The sequence below is a fragment of the Caballeronia temeraria genome (genome assembly GCF_001544795.2).
GTDB lineage: Bacteria > Pseudomonadota > Gammaproteobacteria > Burkholderiales > Burkholderiaceae > Caballeronia > Caballeronia temeraria.
Genome location: NZ_FCOI02000003.1, coordinates 301,030 through 325,308 on the forward strand (window position 1 = coordinate 301,030; position 24,279 = coordinate 325,308).

The following is a 24,279-nucleotide window of genomic DNA, read 5'->3' on the forward strand; positions in this document are numbered from 1 at the left end:
CTGAGTTCACACCGATGTCCGCGCCTCGCGCCGCACTTCCTGCGGCGGCACGCCGAAGCCGCGCATGAAGGCCTCGCGCATATGCCGCCGGTCACGGAAACCGGTCTCCTGCGCGATGGTTTCGAGCGAATGGCGGCTCTTCTCGATCATCAGACGCGCCGCTTCGAGCCGCAATCCTTCGATGGCTTTCGCCGGCGACTGGCCTGTTTCGAGCGCGAACACGCGGCTGAATTGCCGCGGGCTCAGATGCGCCTCGCCCGCGAGTTCCTCGACTGTCAACGGCCGGTTCAGATGCTTGCGCGCATAGTTCAGCGCGTTCTGAATGCGATCGGACTTCGGCGCGAGATCGAGCATCTCCGAATGCTGCGACTGCCCGCCCGCGCGACGCTGATGCATCACGAGCTTGTGCGCGACCGAACGCGCGATATCCGCGCCCAGATCCTTCTCGACCATTGCGAGCGCGAGATCGAGGCCGGCCGTCATGCCCGCCGATGTCCAGATCGGACCATCGACGATATAAATGCGGTCCTCCTCGACGCGCACATCAGGAAAACGCTGCTGCATGTCGCGCGCGTAGGCCCAGTGTGTGGTCGCGCGGCGATTCGCGAGCAGGCCCGCCTCGGCCAGCACGAAGCCACCCGTGCAGATGCCCGCGATGCGCCGCGTGCGCGATGCCGCGCGGCGCAGGAACGCGAGCACGTCGGCGGGCGGCGCAATCGTGAGCGGCGTGGTGACGCCCGCGGCGATCCATGTGTCCATCGCGGTGCGCGCGGTGAGCTTGCGCGTGCCGACGCTCATGCCGAGCGACGAGCGCACTTCGCCGCCGCTCGTCGAGAAGTTCTCGACGCTGTAGAACGGCTCGCCGGAGACGTCGTTCGCCATTTCGAAAACCGTCTGCGAGGCGAGCGCCATGATCTGAAAGCCGTCGCTCAATAAATAGCCGATGCGGTGCATGCCGTTTTCCTGTCGTGCGATGTCACGAATCACAACCATATACGTCATTTGCGCCACGGTCAAATTCGCCGAGAATTTCACTCACGCAATCAATCCCTTGTTTTCGGACGGAGTGAAATCATGACGCAGACTTACCTTGGCACCGCGCTCGTCACGGGCGCATCTTCGGGCATCGGCGCGGTTTATGCGGAGCGCCTCGCGCGGCGCGGCTACGACCTCATTCTCGTCGCGCGCAATCGCGACCGGCTCACGGCGCTGGCCGAGCGCATCACGAACGAGACGCATCGCAGCGTCGAAATTCTCGATGCCGATCTGAACGACCGACACGCGCTCGCCGCCATCGAAGCGAAGCTGAAGCAGGACGCGAGCATCACGCTGCTCGTGAACAACGCGGGCATCGGCACGCATACGCCTCTGCTGGACAGCGACGTCGATGCGATGACGCGCATGATCGATCTCAACGTGACCGCGCTCACGCGTCTGACTTACGCGGCAGTGCCGGGGTTCGTCGCGCGCGGCAAGGGTGCGGTCATCAATATCGCGTCGATCGTGAGCATCGCGCCGGAGATCCTCAACGGCGTGTATGGCGGCACCAAGGCGTTCGTGCTCGCGTTCAGTCAGTCGTTGCATCGCGAACTGGCCGGCAAGGGCGTGCGCGTGCAGGCCGTGCTGCCCGGCGCGACGGCCACCGACTTCTGGGAGACAGGCGGTTTGCCTATCGAGAATCTCGATCAGGCGATCGTGATGTCGGCCGGCGATATGGTCGATGCAGCGCTCGTCGGCTTCGATCGCGATGAGCTCGTGACGATTCCTTCGCTGCACGACGGCGCGAAATGGGATGCGTATGAAGCCGCAAGGCAGGCGATGGCGCCCGAGTTGTCGACGAACACGCCGGCTGCGCGGTACGTCGCATAAAGCATGTGACGCGCCAAAAACAACGCCCCGCTCGAAGCGGGGCGTGATGTCTTTCAAATGCCGTCGTTCGACTCAGGTCACCGGCGCCGGATTGAACAGCACGAGCGCGTTATGCAGCTTCAACGCCTCCGCCTTCGTCTGCTTCTTCCCGCTTGCGACATCGAGCATCAGGCGGAACAGTTCCCAGCCCACATCGGCGATCGTCGCCTCGCCCGTCGCGATGGTGCCCGCGTTCACGTCCATCAGATCGTGCCAGCGGCGCGCGAGATCGGAACGCGTCGCGACCTTCAGCACCGGCACTTCGGCGAGGCTGTACGGCGTGCCGCGCCCCGTCGTGAACACGTGCAGGTTGATGCCTGCCGCGAGCTGCAGCGTGCCGCAGATGAAATCGCTCGCGGGCGTCGCCGCGTAGATCAAACCCTTCTGCTTCACCTTCTCGCCCGGCGACAGCACGCCGGAAATCGTCGAGCTGCCCGACTTGACGATGGAACCCATCGCCTTCTCGACGATGTTCGACAGCCCGCCCTTCTTGTTGCCCGGCGTCGTGTTCGCGCTGCGGTCCGCGCCGCCGCGCTTCAGGTAATCGTCGTACCACTGCATTTCGCGGATGATCGCCTGCGCCACTTCGCCGTTCGCCGCGCGCGCCGTCAGCTGCGCGACGCCGTCACGCACTTCCGTCACTTCCGAGAACATCACGGTCGCGCCCGCGCGCACCAGCAGATCGGTCGCGAAGCCGACCGCCGGATTCGCCGTCAGACCGGAAAACGCGTCGCTGCCGCCGCACTGCACGCCGACGACGAGATCCGCCGCCGAACACGTCTCGCGACGGCGATTATTGAGGCGCTTCAGATGCGTCTCGGCCATGCGCATGATCGACTCGATCATCGAGCCGAAACCGACGTGCGCCTCGTCCTGCAAGACGACCGTGCCGCCGTTGTCGTCGTGTGTGTTGTCGCCGATATCGGCCACGTCTTCCGTTTCCGCCGACGCCGACGCGATCGGAATCGTGCCCGGCGGCATCAGGCGTTCCGGCTGCAGCTTCTCGCAGCCGAGCGACACCATCATCACTTCCCCGCCGAAGTTCGGATTCAGCGCGATGTTGCGCACCGTGCGGATCGGCACCATCGCGTCGGGGGCGTCGATCGCCACGCCGCAGCCGTAGGTGTGGCCGAGACTCACGACATCGTCGACATTCGGATACTGCGGCAGCAATTCGGCCTTGATGCGCGTGACCGCGTGCTGCACGACGTCCGCGACGCATTGCACCGTGGTCGTGATCGCAAGGATGTTGCGCGTGCCGACCGAACCGTCCGCGTTGCGATAACCCTCGAACGTGAAGCCTTCGAGCGGCGATTCGTCCGGCGCCTTGATCGTCGCGATGGGCAGATCGTGCAGCTCGGGCGGCGTCGGCATGCGTGTGACGTGCTCGTTGATCCAGCTTCCCTTCGGCAGCGCCTTCGTCGCATAGCCGATCACCACGTTGTAACGGATGACCGCATCGCCTTCCGCGAGATCCTTCAGCGCGACCTTGTGGCCTTGCGGCACGCGCTCGCGCAGCACGAGGCCGTCGGCGAACGTGGCGCCTTCGCCGAGGCCGCCGTCGTTCACGACGATCGCGACGTTGTCGTCCGGGTGGACGCGAATATAGAGAGGGGATTGATTCATTCTGACGAATCCTTGAGCGAACGCGCCGCGCGGCTGCGGCTTGGAGTTATGTCATCCTACAACATAGACCGTCACAATTGCTGAGTATTTACCCGTATCCATTGATTTAATGACCTAAATCGGTTGTCCGACATCAAACCATGTTGTACGATGACCTATAAGCTCGGCAACCGCCGGTCGCTGACCAACGAGACCCACATCATGACGACACCGCAAGAACTGAAGCAAATCGTTTCCGAAGGCCTGCTCTCCTTCCCCGTAACGGACTTCGACCAACAAGGCAATTTCCGCGCGGACACGTACGCGGAACGCCTCGAATGGCTGGCTCCGTACGGTGCTTCGGCTCTGTTCGTCGCGGGCGGCACGGGCGAGTTCTTCTCGCTGACGCAACCCGAATATTCGCAGATCGTGAAGACGGCCACCGAAGTGTGCCGCGGCAAGGTGCCCATCCTCGCCGGCGCGGGCGGCCCGACCCGCACGGCCATCGCGTTCGCGCAGGAAGCCGAGAAGCAAGGCGCGCAAGGCATTCTGCTGATGCCGCACTATCTGACGGAAGCGTCGCAGGAAGGCATCCGCGCGCACGCCGAGGAAGTCTGCCGCGCCGTGCCGAACATGGGCGTCATCATCTACAACCGCGCGAACTCGAAGCTCAACGCCGACATGCTGGAGCAACTCGCGGACAGCTGCCCGAACCTGATCGGCTTCAAGGACGGCGTCGGCGAAATCGAGAACATGGTGACGATCCGCCGCCGCCTGGGCGAGCGCTTCTCGTACCTCGGCGGCCTGCCGACGGCTGAAGTCTACGCAGCGGCCTACAAGGCGCTGGGCGTGCCGGTGTACTCGTCGGCGGTGTTCAACTTCATCCCGAAGACGGCGATGGACTTCTACCGCGCCATCGCCGCCGACGACCACGCGACGGTCGGCAAGCTGATCGACGAATTCTTCCTGCCGTACCTGAAGATCCGCAACCGCCGTGCGGGTTACGCGGTGTCGATCGTCAAGGCGGGCGCGAAGCTCGTCGGCCACGACGCGGGTCCGGTGCGCGCGCCGCTGACCGATCTGACCGAGGAAGAGCTGGAGCAGCTCGACGTGCTGATCAAGAAGCTCGGCGCGCAGTAAGGACACAGGCAGGAGGCAGGAGACAGGCGAAGCGGGGAAGCGCACGGCGTCGAGGGAACGCCGCCGTGCGTCGCTGCGCCGATGAGGGCCGCGCGAGCGGCCCTCCGTGCATCTCGCACGTTCGATACGAAAGGGGAAGTCCATGTCGATGAGCCGCACCGCGAATCCCGCGGACGTCATGAAGCGCACCAAGGTGCGCTATCTCATTCTGTTGCTGATCTTCGTGATCACGACGTTCAACTATGCGGACCGCGCGACCTTGTCGGTGACGGGTTCCGCGATGCGCGCCGAATTCGGTTTCGACGCCATCCGCATGGGCTACATCTTTTCGGCATTCAGCTGGGCGTACGTGCTCTCGCAACTGCCCGCGGGCTGGCTGCTCGACCGCTTCGGCGCGCGTCGCGTGTACGCGGCGAGCATTTTCCTGTGGTCGCTCTTCACGCTGCTGCAAAGCTCGATCGGTCTGCTCGGCAGCGCGGCAACGGCGGTGACCGCCCTCTTCGTGCTGCGCTTCGCGATGGGCGCGGCGGAAGCGCCCGCGTTCCCGGCCAATGCGAAAGTCGTCGCGAGCTGGTTCCCGACGAAGGAGCGCGGCACGGCATCGGCGATCTTCAACTCGGCGCAGTATTTCGCGGCTGTGGTGTTCACGCCGCTGATGGCGTGGCTCACGCATGCGTTCGGCTGGCATCACGTGTATATCGTGATGGGCATCGCGGGTCTGCTGCTCGCGCTCACGTGGCTCTCCGTGATGAAGAATCCGGCGGACCATTCGCGCGTGAACCGGCAGGAACTGGAGTACATCGAGGAAGGCGGCGGGCTCGTGCATGGTCATCAGCGCGCGGGCGGCGCGGTGGGCGCGAAGTCGAACGGCGTGGGCTGGCCGGTCGTGAAGCAGTTGCTGACGAACCGGATGCTGCTAGGCGTCTATCTCGCGCAATACTGCATCAACGTGCTCACATACTTCTTCCTGACGTGGTTCCCGATCTATCTCGTGCAGGCGCGTCACATGACGATTCTGCAGGCGGGCTTCGTCGCGTCGCTGCCGGCGATCTGCGGCTTCACGGGCGGCGTGCTCGGCGGCGTGATCTCCGATGGCCTCATCCGTCGCGGCAAATCGCTGACCGTGGCTCGCAAGGTGCCGATCGTCGGCGGCATGCTGCTGTCGTCGTGTATCATCGGGTGCAACTATGTCGATACCGACTGGATCGTCGTCGCGCTGATGTCGCTCGCGTTCTTCGGCAAGGGCATCGGCGCACTGGGCTGGGCCGTGGTCGCGGATACGTCGCCGAAGGAAGCCATCGGGCTGTCCGGCTCGATCTTCAACATGTTCGGCAATATCGCCGGCATCGTGACGCCGATCGTGATCGGCTATCTCGTCGCGCAGTCGGGCTCGTTCAACGGCGCGCTGGCGTTCGTGGGGATCAACGCACTGATCACGGTCTTCAGCTATCTCGTGATCGTCAAGGACATCAAGCGCGTCGATTTGAAGCTCTGATTCGCTGCAATCGATCAATCGAAAAAGCCCGTTCCGCCATGAGCGAAACGGGCTTTTTACTTTATTGCGCCTGAATCACGTCGATGCGCAGCGCTTCGCCGCCATCGACGATCGCGAGCAGGCGATCCACATTCGGATGCGCGCCCGGGCGATTGCGCGCATCGGCGGTATGTTCGGCGAACACGGCAAGACCATGCTCGGCAGCGTTCGCGTCGAGCGCGCCGAAGGCCTGCTTCAGATAGTTGTACACGGCGAGCGAGCCCTGCTTGCCCGGCTTGTTCTCGATGCTCGCGACCACGCCGCCTTTGCCGTCGACGAGATCGATACGCTCGATGCCGTCGATGGCGGGCAATTGGGCGAGGTTATCCTTGAATACGCTGCTCGGCTGGATCACGAAAAGCACTCCACGTTATGAATTGATATGCGGGGCGCCAATCTTATCCGATCACTTGGCCGATCAGTCGTCAGTCGGGAATCTGCGGTTCCACGAGCCGCGCCAGTTGCTCGAGCGATTCCTGCCAGCCGAGATAGCACATCTCCACCGGAATGACTTCCGGCACGCCTTCCTGAACGATGCTCAACTCGGTGCCGCAGACGACCTGTTTCAGCGTCACGGTGACCTGCATTTCGCCGGGCAGATTCGGATCGTCGAAGCGGTCCGTGTAGCGGATCTTCTCGTGAGGCACGAGTTCGACGTACTCGCCGCCGAACGAGTGGCCATTGCCCGTGCCGAAGTTGCGAAACGACATCTTGTGCGTTCCGCCCGGACGCGCATCCATGTGGTGGACCTGACACGTGAAGCCGTAGGGCGGAAGCCATTTCGCTATCGCATCCGGTTCGAGGAACGCACGATAGAGACGCTCGGGCGTCGTGCGCAATACGCGGTGAAGTCGGATGGTTCCGGTAGCCATACTGTGCTCTCCTTTCGCTTAGAGAAATTGGACACATCTCTACGACGATGCATCGAAGCTTGAATCGACATGCAAAGGGATCGGGAAAACCCTCGGTCTCCTTTATTCCGCGCAATGATACTTGCTCGCCGATTCGAACTTGTGCCATTTCAAGGAATCCGAGACGTTCTCGGATCTCGCGAAACGCATCCTCACGCCCGAACAAACGCACGCGCTGATCGACAAGTGCTGGCACGTGGAGCAAATGGACAGCGCCAGCGAAATCGCAAGATCGGCGCTGCCGCGTTGAGGCTCGCGGCTATCGATCGATCGCGAGCGGCATGCGGAAGGTGAAGGTCGTCGCGTGGTCGGTGGACGTCAGATCGATCGAGCCGCCGTGCGCCCGCGCGATCTCCGCGACGATGAAAAGCCCGAGCCCGAGTCCCGGATGGTCGTCGGGCCCCGCGCCGCGCGTGAACGGCGAGAACACGCCGGCCTTCAGACTGTCGGCGATGGGCGGGCCCGCATTGCTGACCGACAAAACGAAATCGTCGTCCGCCGATATCGTCACGCTGACCGGTTCCGTTTGCGAGCCGTAAATCAGGGCGTTCTTGAGAAGATTCGACAGCAGCCGCGCGACATACACCGGGTCGGCCTCGACCGGATGCGCGAGCGAAATCGCGGTCTCGATCCGGCGACGCGGATAAGCAAGCCGCATTTCCTCGACGGCATGTTGCAGCGCGGGCTCCAGTCCCTCGCGCGTCCGCCGCAGCGTGATGCCGCTGCCGAGCCGCACACGGGTCAGATCAGAGATATCGTCGATGAGCGCGGTCATATGCGTCGCGCTGCGCGAGATCGCATCGGAGATGGCGCGCTCGCGCTCGCCCAGTCCGCTCATGCGCAGGAGCGTCGCGCCGGCGGAAATGGCGGCCATTGGATTGCGCAGATCGTGGCCCAGCACCGCGATGAACTGCTCGCGCAGGCCATTCACGAGGCGCGCGTCGGAGAGATCGGCCTGCGCCTTGGCCAGATGCTTTTCTGCTTCGATGTGATACGCGATGAGATCCGAAAACATGCGGAACATGCCGATCACCGCGGGATCGGTCACCTTCGCGGGTTTCGGATCGATTGCGCAGAGCGTGCCGTAGAAGCTGCCGTCGCGCAGAAAGACCGGCATCGAGATATAGCTCTGGAAGCCGTAGCGCGCGGGCGTGTGGTGATGGCGGTATCGCGCATCCTCGGCGACATGGTCTATCGCCACGACATCGCGCGCCTGGCGCACTTCGTGGCACAGCGTGGTCGCCACGCTCAGTTCGCCGCCGGGCTTGAGGCCGAAACCGATTTCGTCGTGCACGGCAAGGCACACCCAGCGCTGCGGCGTCACACGCGCGATTGCAGCGAAGCCCATGCCCGTCGTGCGGCAGATGACCTGCAAAATCGTGGGCACGGCGGCGATCGCCTGAATGGCATCCACGTCTTCCTGGAAGTCGCCAATCGGCTCGCCGATGCGCGTTTCCTGAGGCAGGCGTGCGATGCCCGGCGCGTTCGCATCGCATAGGGCCGTGCGCGGCTGTGAGCTTCGTGTGTTGCGCAGCACGAGATGATGGCGGTCGAGGACGTCCCGCGTTTCATCGCCGTCGATCGCATCATGACGATAACTGCACATGCAGATCAGACGCCGGCCGCGCACCGCGTCCTGCACTTGCGATTCATAGTCGAGAAACGCGTTCCAGTGCGTCTGGCCCACCCACGCGCAGTTGCCGTTGGTGCGCAGGCCGCGATAGCCCGCCGACACCGCGTCGCGCTCGCGCTGCACGAGTCCCGCGACGAGCGCCGCCGGGCGAAACGGCTCACCGTTTTTGTAGAACGCCGCGCTATCCTGGATCTCGATCTGGCCGCACGCCTCGCGCGATTCGAGATCGGGAACGACCGCGCGCAAGGCCGCGCGCGCTTCGTCGGCGCTAAAGGGCGCGTCCGTCACCCACAGGCAGCGCTCGTTGTTCTCCAGCCCCGCGCGAAAGTAAGGCACGAGCGTATCGTGCAGGTCCGCGCCCGAGCCGAAGAGCTGGCCGATGTGACTTCCCCACGTGATGGAAGGCAGCGCAGGGATGCCGGAAGGGGCATGACTTTGCTCGTCGAGTGCTCGCATGGCATCTGGATGACGTGATCGCGCGCCGGAATCGGGCGGGGAATCGAAAGCGCGGCGCAGTTTCGGTGCGTCACGATTGACTGACGCATTATCCTTCAATGGCATGCCGCATGCACGCGAATCGCTCCTTTTCCCGCGACGCCGCCCGGAGATTGCGATGAAGATCCCCTCCGCACGTTATGGACTCGCGTTCGTCGTCAACGTGGCGCTGCCCGCGCTCGCGTATCGAATCACGCTCGGCCAGTTCGGCGTGGTGGACGCGCTCATCGCTTCGGCTGTTCCGCTCGTCGCGTGGATGGTCTTCGACGTGGTGCGCTTCAGGCACTTCGACGCGTTGAGCGCGATCGTGCTGGCGGGCATCGCCATGTCGCTGATGGTCCTGCTGTCGGGCGCGGCGCGCTGGATGGGCGAAGCGCGCGAGCCTGCGGTGAGCGGCATCATCGGCGTGCTGTTTCTGCTCTCGCTCTTTCTCGAGCGGCCGCTGGTGTACTACCTTGCGCGCTCGACGATGTCGCGCGAAGCGCAAGGCCGCGAAACGGAATTCGACGCACGATGGCAATCGAATCCGGCGCTCGCGAGATCCATCCGGCTGATGACCGTCGTCTGGGGCATCGGTCTCGTCGGCGAAAATCTCGCGCGTCTCTGGATCGCGCTTGCGCTGATCGAACCGGACGCCGGCCGGTTCTCGACGTGGCTCCGATACGCGGTTTATGGCGGACTCACGCTCTGGACCATGCTCTATCGACGCCTGTACATCAAGCGGCAGCAGCCATGAACAAAAAGGTAACGAACGTTGACGGCACTTCAATACGCCCGAATACTGCGCTTGCAGACATCGGCTGGCGCCGCTGCATTCGCGTTCGCCGATAACTGCGCTCATAGATCAGGAGAATCGATCGCGCCCGGTCGTCATCGGAACAACCGATACAAGGAACCTCGAATGAAGAATGCCTTGTCCGTAAGCTTTGTCATGAAGACTGCCGTCGCAGTCTCCGCTGTCTCGATCGCGCTGAGCGCCAACGCCGTCGAGCCGATCAAGATCACGCTAGCCAACTGGGCCGATACGCAAGCGGTCGTCTACACCGCGAAATACGTGCTGGAAACGAAGCTGCAACAGCCCGTCACGCTGACGACCGCGGACCTCGGCATTCAGTTTCAGGGCATCGCGCGCGGCGACGTGGATCTGATGCTCGGCGCCTGGCTTCCAGTCACGCACGCGGCCTATTACGCGCGCTTCAAGAACGATATGGAAGATCTCGGCGTCATCTATTCGGGCGCGAAGATCGGCTGGGCGGTGCCGGATTACGTGCCGGAAAGCGAAGTGGCGGCGATCGGCGATCTGAACAAGCCCGATGTCAAGACCAAGATGAACAGCACGATTCAGGGCATCGAACCGGGTGCGGGAGAGATGGTCGCGTCGGAAAAGGCGATGAAGGAATACGACCTCGCCGGCTATAACCTGATTCGCGCGAGCGAGGCCGGCATGCTGACCGCCGTGTCGCGCGCGTATCAGTCGAAGAGCTGGATCGTCGCGACCGTCTGGAGCCCGCACTGGCTCTGGCAGAAGTACAAGATGCGCTATCTGAAGGACCCGAAAGGCGTGCTGGGCGGCGACGAGCAGATTCATGGCTTCGCCTCCAAGCAGTTCGCGGGGAAATTTCCGCGCGCGAACGTCTTCATCCGCCACTTCAAGCTGACGCTCGCCGATGTCGAATCGATCGAACTCGACGGCAACGCGTCGAACGACTGGAGCGCGGCAGCGAAGAAATTCGTCGACAGCCATCCGGAGAAGGTGCAGGCCTGGCTTCAGCAATAAATGCTGGGCGCTTGGCGGCCGCGCCGGCCGCCAATTACCTAGGTAATTGACACGTATGGACCTAAGTAATTTGAGCACTTACGCTCCTTTCAATTCGGACGCAAACCGACACGCGAAAGGGGTAAAGGACCATGCCAAACCAAGCAGCGCAGGAAGTCGATACCAGGACGCTCAGACGTGTCATCGCCGCGGCATCCATCGGAAATTTCGTCGAATGGTTTGATTTCGCGGCCTATGGCTTTCTCGCGACCATTCTGACTCGCGAGTTCTTCCCGAGCGGCGATCCGACCGTCGGGCTCCTGAAGACGTTCGCGGTTTTCGCGGTGGCTTTCGCATTTCGCCCGCTCGGCGGCCTCTTCTTCGGTGTCAGCGGAGATCGCATCGGCCGCAAACGCACGCTCGCTTTCACCATCCTGATGATGGCCGGCGCCACGACGCTGATCGGGCTGCTGCCGACTTATGCGAGCATCGGTTATTGGGCGCCGCTGCTTCTCACGATCATCCGCTGCGTGCAGGGCTTTTCCGCTGGCGGCGAGTATGCGGGCGCATGCGCCTATGTGATGGAGCATGCGCCGCGCCGCCGTCGCGCGTTCTTCGGCAGCTTCGTTCCGGTGTCCACGTTCTCATCGTTCGCGTGCGCGGCAGTCGTCGCCTATGCGCTCGAATCGTCGTTGTCTTCCATGGCGATGGTCGACTGGGGCTGGCGCGTGCCGTTCCTGATCGCGGCGCCGGTCGGTCTCATCGGCGTCTATCTGCGCGTGAATCTGCATGAGACGCCGGCGTTCAAGGCGCTCGAAGGAAAGAAGGAAGTCGCGCATGCGCCGCTGATGGAAACCTTGCATTCGCAGTCCGGCAACATCCTGAAGCTCGGCGCATTCGTCTCCGTCACGGCGCTATCCTTCTACACGTTCACGACGTACTTCGCGACTTACATGCAGGTCGCCGGACACTTGTCTCGCGGCACTTCGCTGCTCGTGACCGTGCTCGCGCTCTTCTTCGCCGCTGCGCTGTGCCCGCTCGCCGGCTTCTTCTCCGACCTCGTGGGCCGCCGCACGACCATCGCGACGACCTGCATCTTCATCATCGCGTCGGTGTATCCGGCTTTCGCGCTCGGCGGATCGGGCGATCTGTCTCACTCGTTGATCGGCGTTGCGCTTCTCGCCGTGGGCGCCGTGCTGTCGGGCGTCGTGACGGCGCCGCTGCTGTCGGAAGTCTTCGCGACGAAGACGCGATACACCGCATCCGCTATCACCTACAACCTCGCGTACACGATCTTCGGCGGCACGGCGCCGCTCGTCGCGACCTGGCTGATCTCGGAGACGGGCTCGAATCTGTCGCCGGCGTATTACCTGATCGCAGTATCGATCTTCGCGATGATCGGCGGGCTCTCGCTGCGCGAAACGTCGAAGACCGCGCTGGAGGAAGCAGGCTCGGCACACGCGAATGCAGGCAATGGCGCGGCCGTCGAGCGCGCCATCAAACGAACCATCTGAACGGAAATAAGCGATGAGCAGCCTTCACGATTCGAGCATCATCATCGATGGATTGAACATTTCGAAGTTCGAGCGCTCCGTATTCGAGGACATGCGCAAAGGCGGCGTCACCGCCGTGAATTGCACCGTCTCGGTGTGGGAAGACTTTCAGAAAACCATCGATAACATCGCGGAAATGAAGCAGCAGATCCGCGAATACAGCGAGATCCTCACGCTCGTGCGTACGACCGACGACATCCTGCGCGCGAAGAAGGAAAACAAGACCGGCATCATCTTCGGCTTTCAGAACTCGTACGCGTTCGAGGACAACCTCGGGTATATCGAAGTGTTCAAGGAACTGGGCGTGAACGTGGTCCAGCTTTGCTACAACACGCAGAACCTGGTCGGGACGGGTTGCTATGAACCGGACGGCGGTCTGTCGGGTTATGGCAAGGAAGTGATTCACGAGATGAACCGCGTCGGCATCATGGTCGATCTGTCGCACGTCGGCGCGAAGACGTCTTCCGATGCCATCGCCTGCTCGAAGAAGCCGGTGACGTATTCGCACTGCTGCCCGTCGGGTCTCAAGGATCATCCGCGCAACAAGAGCGACGATCAACTGCGCGAGATCGTCGATGCGGGCGGCTTCGTGGGCGTCACGATGTTCTCGCCGTTCCTCAAGAAGGGTCCGGATGCGACCGTCGACGATTACCTCGAAGCAATCGAATACACGATCGATGTGATCGGCGAAGACAACGTCGGTATCGGCACGGACTTCACGCAAGGCTACAGCACCGAGTTCTTCGATTGGATCACGCATGACAAGGGACGTTATCGCCGTCTCACCGACTTCGGCAAGGTCGTGAATCCGGAAGGCATTCGCACGATCGGCGAATTCCCGAATCTCACCGGCGCGATGGAAAAGGCCGGCTGGAGCGAATCGCGCATCAGGAAAGTGATGGGCGAAAACTGGATGCGTTTCTTCGACGAAGTCTGGAACGTGTCCGATTCAAAGTCTTGAGCGAATTGCGCTGTCTGTGCGAAAGTTGCGAATCCCCGGTGCTACCGCAATTTTCGCCAGACGCGACAATCCAGCCAACATGACCGATTCGACGTCCAATCTCGACTACGAAGATCTGTTCAGGCATTTGCCCGTCGCGGTCATCGTTGCGCGCGAGCGGATCATGATGGACTGCAATACGCGAGCGCTGGAACTCTTCCGGGCGAGGCGCAGCGATATCATCGATCAATCGTTTTCCAAGCTCTATCCGGAGCAGAAGGACTTCACCACCACCGGTCACCGTCTCGCTCCGCTGCTCGCCAAACACGCCGTATTCAGCGATGACCGCATCATGCGGCGCATCGACGGCAGCTATTTCTGGGTCACGGTCTGCGGTTTCGGCTATAACCCGAAGCGGCCTTTCGAACTCGCGATCTGGACGTTCACGGATTTGTCGCAGAGTACGAAGCAATCAGACAACGCGAGCATGCTGACCGAACGCGAGCGCGACGTCGCCGCTCTGCTCGTGCATGGCATGACGAGCAAGGAGATCGGCAAGGAACTGAACATCAGCCCGCGCACGGTCGATATTCATCGCGCTAGCCTGCTGCGCAAATACGGCGCGAGGGCGACACAGGATCTCATCGCGCGGCTATTGGCCTGAGCGCGATGCACGATCAGAATACGTGCATCATCCCGATGTATGCGCCCGTCTGCGATTCGCCCGCCATCGGGCTCGTGCTGGGTTCGGCATCGCGCGGCGTCGCGAAGACCGAAAACGTGCCGTTCGCACTGTTGCGCACATAGGCGACGGTGCCATACAGGAAGGTGCGCTTGCTGAAGTTGTACGTCGTGCCGAGTGCGTAGAGCATCGCGTGGCTCGCGGGATCGTGGGCTGCATCGCCCGAACCTTCGCCTACGCGGATATAGAAGCCCGCCGCGGTGAGGGCCCACGCAGGCGTCATCTGATAGGTCGCGCCGAGCCAGTAGTGATCGGCCGTATCGGCGACGCCCACGGGTGAATCCGGCGCGGCGTAGTGCGTGTACGCGGCCTGCACTTTCCATTTGTCGATCTTCAGATTCGCGCCGACAAAATACTCGCGCGACGCCTGAAAGATGTTGTCCAGCTTGCCGTCCTGACTGCGCAGTTCGTCGTAGATGCCGCGCACGTCGAGCATGGGCGAGTGATACGTCAGCATGATGCCGTCGGAGCGGCCGAATTCGCCTTGCGCACCCGAATTGAACGCGCCCGGCTGATTGCCGAACGCATATTGCCCTTGCACGTCGAAGCCATGAAACACGGGGCTGTGATATTCGACGTTATTGCTCGTCTGCTGCCAGTTGCGTCCGCGCACGAGCGACGCCGACGACACCGCCTGCTGCACGAAGGGATCGAATTCCCAGACGCCGTCGCTGTCGATAAAAAGATTACGGCCCGCCTGCAACTGGCCCCACGTCTTCGAGTTCACGCCGACATACGCGCGACGCGACCAAAGGCGTCCGCCGCCGGTGGTGCCGTTCATGATCTGAATCGCGGTTTCCAGGTCGAAGACCGCGCTCAGGCCGCCGCCGAGATCTTCGTTGCCTTTGAGGCCCCACATGCTGGTGCCCCAGTCGCCGCCTTCGGCGCTCCATCGCGAGGAACTGCCGCCCGTGCCGTTCGCGATGTGATTCAGATATTCGATGCCGCCATCGAGACGCCCATACATCGTGACGCTCGTTTGCGCCGCCGCGCCCGATGAAACGAGCGCGAGACACGCTGCCGCTTTCCAGAGACGAGATTTCATGGTCGACTGAACTCCATGCTGTATCCGGTTGAGGAGAAACGTTTGGCTGCACATTAGCATCATCTTGCGAACTCGGCACGGATCGATCGTCGATATGGCTTAAGGGCGAACACCAAGTATCGCTTCATTCATTCGGATGCCTAATATATGAACGATGTCGTACGACGTCCTTGATCGGACATATCTATAAGAGGCTGTAAGAATGAATAAGAACTCTGCCCATTTTGCGCTGGCGCGCACCGGCGTCGCCTGGTTTGCGGCTGTATCGCTCGCGTTGACGCTCAGCGCTTGCGGCGGCTCGGATGCATCGCCGTCCGCGGCGCAGAAGTCAGACGCATCCGCGCCTGTCGAGAACACGACAGCCGTCACGCCGGATACGCCGGCCGCGCCGGCAACATCGGACACGCCGACGACGCCTGATACGCCAGCAACACCGGCAGCGCCGACGACGCCTGACGCACCCACAACGCCGGCAACGCCCGACCAACCCGCATCGGACGCGACGCCCACGGGCTTCCAGGTCGGCACGACAACGTACGACCCCGCGCTGCCGCCCGAGCCGACGCTCCCGCTCGCGCCGCAGATTTGCGCGACGCTGCCCGCCACGCTGACCGCGCAAGCAAACGGCCTTCTCCCCGATAGCGCCGACGCCACCGATACCGCGCCCGATTCCGCGCGCATTCAGGCAGCGCTCGACGCGTGCAAGAACCCATCGAGCACGGGTCTCGCGACGAACAAGGCCGTGCGCCTCGTGCCGGGCGCGAACGGCGCGAACGCGTTCATCGCCGGCGCGCTGACGCTGTCGAGCGGCGTCACGCTCTGGATCGACAAGGGCGTCACGCTGTATGCATCGCGCGATCCGCGTCAGTACGACAAGACCAAGGGCACCGCGAGCTGCGGCATGATCACCGCGAGCGACAACGGCTGTCTCGCGCTCATCAACGCGAGCAAGATTGCGAACGGCGCGGTCGTGGGCGATGGCGTCATCGACGGACGCGGCGGCAGCCCGCTCATCAGCAGCGTGCCGAACGATCCGAACCTGATGAAGCGCCCGGACGGCAGCGGCACGATGAGCTGGTGGGATATCGGCTGGATGGCGAACAAGGTGCTGAATCAGGCGCAGAACAATCCGCGCCTCATCCAGATCAGCAATGGCCGCAATTTCACGCTGTATCGCGTGACGCTGCAGAATGCGCCCAAGTTTCACGTCGTGCCGAGCGGTATCGACGGCTTCACCGCGTGGGGCGTGAAGATCTATACGCCGACGGCCGCCTATGAAGCGATGAAGAACTATCTCGGCATGCCCTACAGCCCGGACACCGCGAAGAACACCGACGGCATCGATCCCGGCAGCTCCGGCCCGATCACGAGCAATGCCGGCAATCCGGGGAAGCTGCTGGGCGACGCAAGCAACATGCTGATCGCATACACGCACATCCGCACCGGCGACGACAACATGGCGATCAAAGGCGGAACCGGCACGGTCAACGGGCGCACGTACAACATCACCGTCGCGCATAGCCACTTCTACACGGGTCACGGCATGTCGATCGGCAGCGAGTCGGCGGGCACGGACAACGGCGCGGCGAACCCGGACGTCACGCCGGTAAACGGCGTGCTGCCGAGCGTGAGCAACGTCAAGGTCTACGACCTCGTCATCGACGGCGCCGACAACGGCCTGCGCATCAAATCCGACTGGAGCCGCAGCGGTCTCATCGCCGGTATCAGCTATTCGAACGTGTGCATCCGCACGCCGGATGCGTCGCCGGACGGCAAGCCGCAAGCGCTGATCTTCTCGCCGTACTACAGCCCGACGAAGAACAACGGCCTCTATCCGAACTTCCAGAACATCGCGCTCGATGGCGTGCGCATCGTGAATGCGTCGAGCTATACGTTCCTGGGCTTCAATTCGGCGAGTCCGATTCTGCAAGGCTCGGGCTGGTCGGGCGGCCCGAGTTCACCGATCGTCAATCCTCTGACGATTTCGCTGAACAACGTCGTTGCGGATATCGCGCCTTCGAGCTTCACGGTCGCGAATGCGCTCGTCAGCATCGGCGAAGGCGGCACGACGCTGCCGTTCGCGACGGGCGGCACCGTGAACGTTACGCGCGCCGCCGCGAATGCTGCCAGCGCCGCGCCGGTCGATTGCAGCAAGGCATTCACGCCGTTTCCGGCGCAATAAACCGGCGCAAGGGCTTCGAATGCCTCTTCGAAGCCCGTTTGAACGCGCCCCGTAAAGAAACGTTTACCGATGCCGATAACCTGAATCAGAAGGAGCCGGACTATCGATCGTTCGGGCCTTTTCAACATCCAAGACGAGAGTCCCGCGCCTAAGTCGCGCGGGCCGACAACATCCGACAGAGAAAGAAATGGTCTTCAGCTACAGGGACATGATGGTTACGCCCGCAGCCGTCCGTCAGGGCAACGCGTTCGCCGCGACGGCGCGCATCCAGGATCTGAACGGCAAGGAGCGTTCCGTGCGCCTGCCGGGCGAATTTCCGAATGTGGAAGAAGCGATCCGCTACGCGATTGCGGCGGGCTTCGAATATATCGATTGCGAAGGACGCTGCTGAACTCCGGCCCGGCGCGCGCCGCCGCGCTTCGATCGGGTAAAACGCCGACGCCGCGACCTTCGTTCGCGGCGTTTCTTTTTTTCAGGGTCCGTCAAGACACCTGTGTAACGCTCCGCGACGCTCCTTAGTCACTTTCCATCTGACCGACAGGGGTTCGCGGGCCTATGGCACGTCGCACTTCGAACCTGCGCGTTGAGGGAAGCGGCAGGCTTCCCCCTGCCTCGTCAGCTCAGCTTGATCGAAGTCGGATCGGCGGTCAGATAGCCCACCGCCGCGCCGTATCGATCCTTGTAATTCGCGCGGATGAGCGGATCGAGCGTGGCCTGCACCTTCGAGTGCAGCGGCGTTTCCCAGTCGCCTGCGTGCTGGAAGTTGCTCATGATGTAGGTCCAGCCGTTGATCTCGTCGACCGCGTGCAGGCCCGTCGATTCCGCGCCCGACGGCGCCGACAGAACGCGCGACAGCGTCTTCGTGTCGACGTTGTAGGCCCATAGGAAGTTGTTGACGTGCCGGCCGCTGTCCTCGCCGATGAACAGCGTGCGCAGCTTCTCCGAGAACTTGAGGTTATCCGGATTCGCGATGCGCTCCGGGTTCCCGATGTTGCCGAGCGCATCGGCGGAAATATCCTCGCCGACGAGCGCGGCGGGCGCGCCCATGTCGACCGGCACCCATTCGCTGTCGATCGCCGCGCCGGTCAGATCGCGCTGGCCGCCCTTCAGGTTGAACGCGTACACGGCGCCCGAATTGATGGTCTTGTCGACCGCGAATTCGGCTGCGTGCGCGTCGCCCTTGACCATCGACTTGACGATCTGCGACATCGCCGAGTAGACGGTCTTGTCCTTTGCGTTGACCGTCGTGCCTTCGAGCTTCGTAAAGCACATGCTCGCGCCGCGCAACGCGGCGTAGCGATGCGTCTCCAGGAACGCGGCGGCCTTCTCCATGCCCGGCTTGATGCGAACCCAGTTGAAGGCGCCGTTGTAGTTGATGCGCGTGTAGCTCGCATCGAGCGTCGGGCCGACGGCCGTGTCGCTGACGACATCCATGATGTCCGCGAGCGTCAGCGTGTTGGCGAGGTCCTCGATTTCATCGCTCGTCGCGTGGCCCAGGTTCATCCACGTGAGATTGGCGGCGCCCGCACCCGCCGATGACGTCATCGCGGACTTCGCGACGTAGAGTGTGCCCGCCGACAAATCCGCTTCCTTGTCGGCGACGAACATGAAGACGCCGCCGTTGGTGGCGTCGTCGCCCATCATCACGGTGCGCTTGTCGGGCATCACCTGGATCAGCTCGTGCGAGATGCGGCCGAGGCAGTAATGCTTCTTGATGGTGCCGGTGCCGTCCTGATTCACGGTGACTTCGGGCACGTGGCCGTAGTGGTACGGACGCGCTTTGGTCTGGTCGCCGTAGAGGTTCTTGCTGTAGGCGAGGAATTGCGCGTCCTTCGAGCCGAGCGCCGCATCCGGCTCGTACTCTTCGCTCGACAGATGCGTGTTCCACGGAGACAGGCTCGCGCCGCAGGTGATCCACAGACCGTTGGCCTTCGATGTATCGACGTTCGCGTAGCTCACGAGCGAGAGCTTGCCGGTGGCCGGGTCCTGGTCGAGCGTGAGCACGGCGATCGGCGACGGCAGGCGGCCGTACATGCTCGCGGCGTTCTGGTCGCGCGTCGTGTACTCGAACTGCACGACGGCGAACACGGCGTTGCCTTTCACGCCCTTGACGGTCGTCTTGTCGAGCTTGATGAGCGACGTGCCGTCCGGGCAGTCCGAGAAGAACTGGCGCTCCTTGCCCGCCACCGAACGGTCGATGATCGGCTTGTTGTCGATATCGAAGTACCCGCCCGCGACGATGGTGCCGCCGGTCGTGTTCGGCACGACATCGCCCGTCACGAAGAACGGCTGATACGCGAGCTTGTACGCGCGGTTGCTGCCGTCGCTGAAGTTCACGGTCATCGTCGAGGCGACGGACGTTTTGGCCATCGCGGCGGGATCGGCGAGCGTCGGCGCGGCCATGCTGCTGAACGTGGCGGTGGTGAAAGCGGCCGTCGACGCAGGCGCGGACGCGGACGGTGCCGCGTTGCTGTCGCTGCCGCCGCATGCGGTGGCGAGCAGCGAAGCGGCGGCCGCGCCGCCGAGCGGCAGCATCGGGGCGCCGGCGAGAATCTTGAGGGCTTTGCGGCGGGAGAGGTCGAGGGGCAGCGCCATGTGTGGTTTCAAGTCCTTGATTGTGGGTTGTGTACCGGCGAGACGAATCCCTCTTTTCAGGCCGTTGCAGCCTGAAGGGCCGGTTGACGCGCTACTTTAGGAAATGAATGTGAAATGCGTTTGACAGGCGCGTGTAATTGTTTCGTGTTTGGGCTGAAAGGGGAATAGTGAGAACGGCGGCGGCGCGCCGAAGCACGCCGACAGCAAAATGGCGATTACATCCGCCCCGCGTCAACCACCGCTTCCGCAAACGCTTTCGGCGCTTCCTGCGGCAAGTTATGTCCGATGCCCCCCTCCACATTCCGATGCTGATACTTCCCCGTGAACTTCTTCGCATACGCCGCGGGGTCTGGATGCGGCGCGCCGTTGGCGTCGCCTTCCATCGTGATGGTGGGCACGCCGATCGCCGGTGCACTTGCAAGCCTCTGCTCAAGCGAATCGTATTGCGCCTCGCCCTGCGTCAACCCGAGCCGCCAGCGATAGTTGTGAATCACCACGGCAACATGATCCGGATTCTCGAACGACTTCGCGGAGCGGTCATACGTCGCGTCATCGAAGTTCCATTTCGGCGATGCGAGTTGCCAGATCAGCTTATTGAAATCGTGACGATTCGCTTCGTAACCCGCCTGGCCGCGCTCGGTCGCGAAATAGAACTGATACCACCACGCGAACTCGGCTTTCGGCGGCAGCGGCGCACGATTCGCCTGCTGACTGCCGATCAGATAGCCGCTCACCGAGACCATCGCCTTCACGCGCTCGGGCCACAGCGCCGCGATGATGTTCGCCGTGCGCGCGCCCCAGTCGAACGCGCCGAGCGTGGCCTTCTCAATCTTCAACGCATCCATCAGCGCGATGATGTCCACCGCGACCACCGCCTGCTGTCCGTTGCGCGGCGTATCGGCGGAGAGAAACCGCGTGGAGCCGTAGCCGCGCAAATACGGCACGATCACGCGATAACCCTGCGCAACGAGCATCGGCGTGACATCGGCGAACGCGTAGATGTCGTACGGCCAGCCATGCAGCAGGATCACCACCGGACCATTCGCCGGACCGGCTTCCGCATAGCCGATGCTGAGGACGCCCGCATCGACCTGGCGAATCTGAGCAAAGCCCGCATTCGACGATGACGCACGCGGCGCGGTCTGCGCCTGCACGAAGTCGCTCAGGCCGAGTTGCATCGCGCCGACACTCGCGATCGCTGTGCCGAGAAAACGTCGGCGCCATGCGTTGACTTGTTCATCCGGCATGTCGTGATTCTCCTTTTGATAAATTCGATGTACTCGACGAACCACACTCACGCAGCCGATGCGCGCAGTTCGGCAAGCGTCGGTCCGAGCGGACGCACGCGCATGCGCGCATCGAGATTGCGCCACGGCAGATCGGCGGGATCGGCGGCCATCGGGCCGGGCGCTTTCGCGACGAGTATGCGGTGCGCGATCGGCTCGAAATCGGCGCGAAAATGCACCGAGCTTTTGTTGACCAGAATCTTCATGCGCTCCGGCTCGATGCCCGCGACACGAAAGAGATTGCGGTCGAACACCTGCATCTTGATGCTGCTCACCGCGATGCGCACACCGCCGATGCGCAGGCACGCGGTCAGCCCCAGCTCGCCCGACATGCCGTTGAGCATCGGGCCGTCGAAACGAAAGCGGCCATCCGACAGATACTCGACTTCGTACTCGCCTTCAAGCGGCGAATCGCCGGGCACATTCGAGCCGCCGCCAAGCGCGAGCCTGATACGCGCGCCCACACCCGCACGATGCGCCGCGTGCGCCGCCTTCTCGTCCCAGATGACGCCCACGGCCGCATCGCGCGCGTCGTGGCGCAGGAGCGCGCGGACCATGCCCATCGTGTTCGAATCGCCACCGACGCCCGGGTTATCCTGCGTATCCGCGATGATCACGGGCTTCGTCGCATCGCCGCTCGCGTCGATCGCTTCGCGGGCGGCTTCATCGGGCGTGAGGAAGGGCACGTCCCAGCGCGCTTCGTCGTTCACGAGCGTGCTCCAGAGTGCATCGACGGCCTTGTCCGCTGCGTCCTGATCGAGCGCGTAGCCCCAGACCGCCGGACCGCATTCATCGAAATCCGATGCCGGAAATCCCGGCGCGAACGACAGCGACACGACATCCTTCTCCAGCCTTTCGAGCATGCCGTACGTGCCGCGCGCCGGTTCCACGAGCGTGCACATACCATTCACCGGAATCAGAAACGGAATGCGGCGCATCGCGCGTTCGAACGGCTTTCCGTGTTCGATTCGCTGCGCCAGCAGATGCGCCGCGCGCAAGCCCGTCTCGGCCATATCGACATGCGGATACGTGCGATACGCGACGAGCGCATCCGCGAGTTCGACCATGCGCGCCGTGACGTTCGCATGCAGATCGAGCGACACGACGAGCGGCATCTCATTGCCGACGATCTTTCGCACACGCGCCAGCAGTTCGCCCTCGCCATCGTCGAGATGTTCGGCGACCATCGCGCCGTGCAGGTCGAGATAGATCGCGTCGAAGCCGCCCGCCTTCACACGATCGACGATCGCGCCCGCGATCCACTCGTACGCATCTTCCGTCACATGCGCCGATGCACTCGCACCCGCCCAGATCACCGGAATCAGTTCGTGATCCTTATCTTTGGCCCATTGAATAAAGCCGCCGATCGGCACGTTCACATCGCGCAGCTTGAGCACATCGTCGGCATGCGCCAGCGGCGGGAAGCCTTCGCCCTGGATGAAGCTTTGATAGCTCGCCTTCGTCGGCGCAAAGGTGTTCGTTTCGTGCTGGAATCCTGCGATCAGAATCTTCATGACTGTCGTCCTTTTCGGTGTCGATCGATGTTCAGGCCGTGCGCGTGCTCGCCGCCGCAGCCTTGCGTTTGTTCGCGAGAACCAGCACGCACGAGAGCGCCGCCATGCACGCCATCACGACGAGGCCGCCGTTCGTGCTGCCGGTGGCGGACTTGACCCAGCCGATCGTCGCCGGGCCCCAGAATCCGCCCGACAAGCCGATCGTGTTGATGAGCGCGATGCCGCCCGCAGCCGCCGGGCCGGAAATCGTTTCGGCGGGAATCGCCCAGAAGACCGTGTAGGCCATCCACATGCAGGCCGTGGCGAGCGTGAGCAGCGTGATCGTCGCGATGAGATTGCCGTTCGCATACGGCGTCATCACGAGCAGCGCGGCGGCGGCGAGCGCGGGCAGCGCGCTGTGATAGCGGCGCTCGCCGAGCGCATCGGAGCGGCGCGCCGCAACGTACATCGCGACAGCGGCAGCGACGTAGGGAATCGCGACATACCAGCCGAGGCGGATCGTGTCGTTCACGCCTTGCTCCTTGATGAGCGTCGGGAGCCAGAAGCTGATGGCGTAGATCGGGAAGATGATGCAGAAATACGCGAGCGCCAGCAGATAGATGCGCGGATTCTTCGCGACTTCCCTGAATGAGTCGATGCGATGCGACGCGCCGCTGTGACTGCCGACTTCCGCCTCGACGAGACGCCGTTCATCGTGCGTGAGCCAGCGTGCATCGGCAGGGCGATTGGCAAGCACACGCCACACAAGCGCACCGAGCGCAATGCACGGCAAGCCTTCGACGAGGAACATCCACTGCCAGCCGGCCAATCCGCCGACGCCCGCCAGCGACGCAATCAGCCACGCCGACAACGGACCGCCCACGACACCGCCGAGCGGCCCCGCGACGAACACGAGCGCGATCGCGCGCGCCATGCGCTTCGGCCCGTACCAGCACGAGAGGTAATAGATCATGCCCGGCGCGAAACCCGCTTCGAAAACGCCGAGCAGGAAGCGCATCGCGTAGAACGCGGGCACGTTGCGCACGAAGAGCATGCATGCCGACGTAATGCCCCACAGCACGAGAATGCGGCTGAACGTAAGACGCGCGCCGATTTTCGGCAGCATCAGATTGCTCGGGATTTCAAACAGCACATAACCGATGAAAAAGATCCCGGCGCCGACGCCGTAGGCCGCATCGGAGAAGCCGAGATCGCTTTGCATCTGAAGTTTCGCGAAACCCACGTTCACGCGATCCAGATACGCGAACATGTAGCAGGCGATGAGCAGCGGCAGCAGCCGCCAGTTGATTCTGCTGTAGAGCGCCGAAACGGCATCGCCGCTGCGCCAGGTCTGAATCGTCGACATCCGCGTCTCCTTGTCTCGTCTTCCCTGATCGGGTAAGCCGATGTTGAGCGCGTGCGACCGTGCTGGCAAGAGCAACTAAGTTCACGTATCGTTGC

General features: G+C 63.0%; 21 protein-coding genes. 11 read left to right on the plus strand and 10 right to left on the minus strand.

Annotated elements, in window-relative coordinates; genetic code table 11:
- Positions 1-6: 6 nt before the first annotated feature.
- Positions 7-954: a GlxA family transcriptional regulator gene (locus AWB76_RS06290; protein WP_061159429.1), complete on the minus strand. Its 948-nt coding sequence runs from the start codon at positions 952-954 to the stop codon at positions 7-9.
- A 120-nt stretch (positions 955-1,074) separates the two neighbouring features.
- Here AWB76_RS06290 and AWB76_RS06295 point away from each other — a divergent pair, with 120 nt between their 5' ends.
- Complete coding sequence (locus AWB76_RS06295; RefSeq protein ID WP_061159262.1) at positions 1,075-1,869, plus strand: SDR family NAD(P)-dependent oxidoreductase; 795 nt, start codon at positions 1,075-1,077, stop codon at positions 1,867-1,869.
- 72 nt (positions 1,870-1,941) lie between these two features.
- Here AWB76_RS06295 and garD read toward each other — a convergent pair whose 3' ends face one another.
- Positions 1,942-3,534, minus strand: coding sequence for a galactarate dehydratase (gene garD, locus AWB76_RS06300; protein ID WP_061159263.1), 1,593 nt, complete (start codon positions 3,532-3,534; stop codon positions 1,942-1,944).
- Between the two features lie 201 nt (positions 3,535-3,735).
- Here garD and kdgD point away from each other — a divergent pair, with 201 nt between their 5' ends.
- Positions 3,736-4,653: a 5-dehydro-4-deoxyglucarate dehydratase gene (gene kdgD, locus AWB76_RS06305; RefSeq protein WP_061159430.1), complete on the plus strand. Its 918-nt coding sequence runs from the start codon at positions 3,736-3,738 to the stop codon at positions 4,651-4,653.
- 142 nt (positions 4,654-4,795) lie between these two features.
- Positions 4,796-6,148 carry an MFS transporter gene (locus AWB76_RS06310; RefSeq protein WP_061159264.1) on the plus strand — a complete coding sequence of 451 codons (1,353 nt, stop codon included), beginning with the start codon at positions 4,796-4,798 and terminating at the stop codon, positions 6,146-6,148.
- 61 nt (positions 6,149-6,209) lie between these two features.
- Here the strand turns inward: AWB76_RS06310 and AWB76_RS06315 are convergent, their stop codons facing one another.
- On the minus strand, positions 6,210-6,542 hold the full coding sequence (locus AWB76_RS06315; RefSeq protein WP_061159431.1) for a DUF2322 family protein: 333 nt from the start codon (positions 6,540-6,542) through the stop codon (positions 6,210-6,212).
- Between the two features lie 70 nt (positions 6,543-6,612).
- Positions 6,613-7,059, minus strand: a complete 447-nt coding sequence (locus AWB76_RS06320) for an SRPBCC family protein (protein ID WP_061159265.1) — start codon at positions 7,057-7,059, stop codon at positions 6,613-6,615.
- Positions 7,060-7,180: 121 nt separating this feature from the next.
- Here AWB76_RS06320 and AWB76_RS40715 point away from each other — a divergent pair, with 121 nt between their 5' ends.
- A complete protein-coding gene (locus tag AWB76_RS40715) occupies positions 7,181-7,348 on the plus strand; it encodes a hypothetical protein (protein ID WP_157696068.1) in 168 nt (55 codons plus the stop codon).
- A 9-nt stretch (positions 7,349-7,357) separates the two neighbouring features.
- Here the strand turns inward: AWB76_RS40715 and AWB76_RS06325 are convergent, their stop codons facing one another.
- Complete coding sequence (locus tag AWB76_RS06325; RefSeq protein ID WP_208606538.1) at positions 7,358-9,187, minus strand: MEDS domain-containing protein; 1,830 nt, start codon at positions 9,185-9,187, stop codon at positions 7,358-7,360.
- Positions 9,188-9,344: 157 nt separating this feature from the next.
- On the opposite strand from AWB76_RS06325, the gene AWB76_RS06330 reads away from it, so the two are divergent.
- The 5 genes from AWB76_RS06330 (at position 9,345) to AWB76_RS06350 (ending at position 14,139) form a co-directional block, all read left to right on the plus strand.
- On the plus strand, positions 9,345-9,962 hold the full coding sequence (locus AWB76_RS06330) for a VC0807 family protein (protein ID WP_061159433.1): 618 nt from the start codon (positions 9,345-9,347) through the stop codon (positions 9,960-9,962).
- 165 nt (positions 9,963-10,127) lie between these two features.
- Entirely contained in the window at positions 10,128-11,003 is an 876-nt protein-coding gene (locus AWB76_RS06335; RefSeq protein WP_061159266.1) for a glycine betaine ABC transporter substrate-binding protein, read from the plus strand.
- Positions 11,004-11,134: 131 nt separating this feature from the next.
- Positions 11,135-12,496, plus strand: coding sequence for an MFS transporter (locus AWB76_RS06340; RefSeq protein ID WP_061159267.1), 1,362 nt, complete (start codon positions 11,135-11,137; stop codon positions 12,494-12,496).
- Positions 12,497-12,509: 13 nt separating this feature from the next.
- Positions 12,510-13,496, plus strand: coding sequence for a dipeptidase (locus AWB76_RS06345; RefSeq protein ID WP_061159268.1), 987 nt, complete (start codon positions 12,510-12,512; stop codon positions 13,494-13,496).
- Between the two features lie 79 nt (positions 13,497-13,575).
- Positions 13,576-14,139 carry a PAS and helix-turn-helix domain-containing protein gene (locus AWB76_RS06350; protein ID WP_061159269.1) on the plus strand — a complete coding sequence of 188 codons (564 nt, stop codon included), beginning with the start codon at positions 13,576-13,578 and terminating at the stop codon, positions 14,137-14,139.
- Between the two features lie 13 nt (positions 14,140-14,152).
- Here the strand turns inward: AWB76_RS06350 and AWB76_RS06355 are convergent, their stop codons facing one another.
- Positions 14,153-15,262 carry a porin gene (locus AWB76_RS06355; RefSeq protein WP_061159270.1) on the minus strand — a complete coding sequence of 370 codons (1,110 nt, stop codon included), beginning with the start codon at positions 15,260-15,262 and terminating at the stop codon, positions 14,153-14,155.
- A gap of 202 nt (positions 15,263-15,464) precedes the next feature.
- Here AWB76_RS06355 and AWB76_RS06360 point away from each other — a divergent pair, with 202 nt between their 5' ends.
- Both AWB76_RS06360 and AWB76_RS06365 read left to right on the plus strand, forming a co-directional pair.
- Positions 15,465-17,444: a glycoside hydrolase family 28 protein gene (locus AWB76_RS06360; RefSeq protein ID WP_061159271.1), complete on the plus strand. Its 1,980-nt coding sequence runs from the start codon at positions 15,465-15,467 to the stop codon at positions 17,442-17,444.
- Between the two features lie 187 nt (positions 17,445-17,631).
- Positions 17,632-17,835, plus strand: coding sequence for a hypothetical protein (locus tag AWB76_RS06365; protein ID WP_061159272.1), 204 nt, complete (start codon positions 17,632-17,634; stop codon positions 17,833-17,835).
- 224 nt (positions 17,836-18,059) lie between these two features.
- Here the strand turns inward: AWB76_RS06365 and AWB76_RS06370 are convergent, their stop codons facing one another.
- The 4 genes from AWB76_RS06370 to AWB76_RS06385 form a co-directional block, all read right to left on the minus strand.
- Positions 18,060-20,039: a PhoX family protein gene (locus AWB76_RS06370; protein WP_061159273.1), complete on the minus strand. Its 1,980-nt coding sequence runs from the start codon at positions 20,037-20,039 to the stop codon at positions 18,060-18,062.
- Positions 20,040-20,254: 215 nt separating this feature from the next.
- Complete coding sequence (locus AWB76_RS06375; protein ID WP_061159274.1) at positions 20,255-21,286, minus strand: alpha/beta fold hydrolase; 1,032 nt, start codon at positions 21,284-21,286, stop codon at positions 20,255-20,257.
- A 47-nt stretch (positions 21,287-21,333) separates the two neighbouring features.
- Positions 21,334-22,839 (minus strand): M81 family metallopeptidase, encoded by a 1,506-nt coding sequence (locus AWB76_RS06380; RefSeq protein WP_061159275.1) that lies wholly within the window; start codon positions 22,837-22,839, stop codon positions 21,334-21,336.
- A gap of 31 nt (positions 22,840-22,870) precedes the next feature.
- Complete coding sequence (locus AWB76_RS06385) at positions 22,871-24,184, minus strand: MFS transporter (protein WP_061159276.1); 1,314 nt, start codon at positions 24,182-24,184, stop codon at positions 22,871-22,873.
- Positions 24,185-24,279 lie beyond the last annotated feature (95 nt).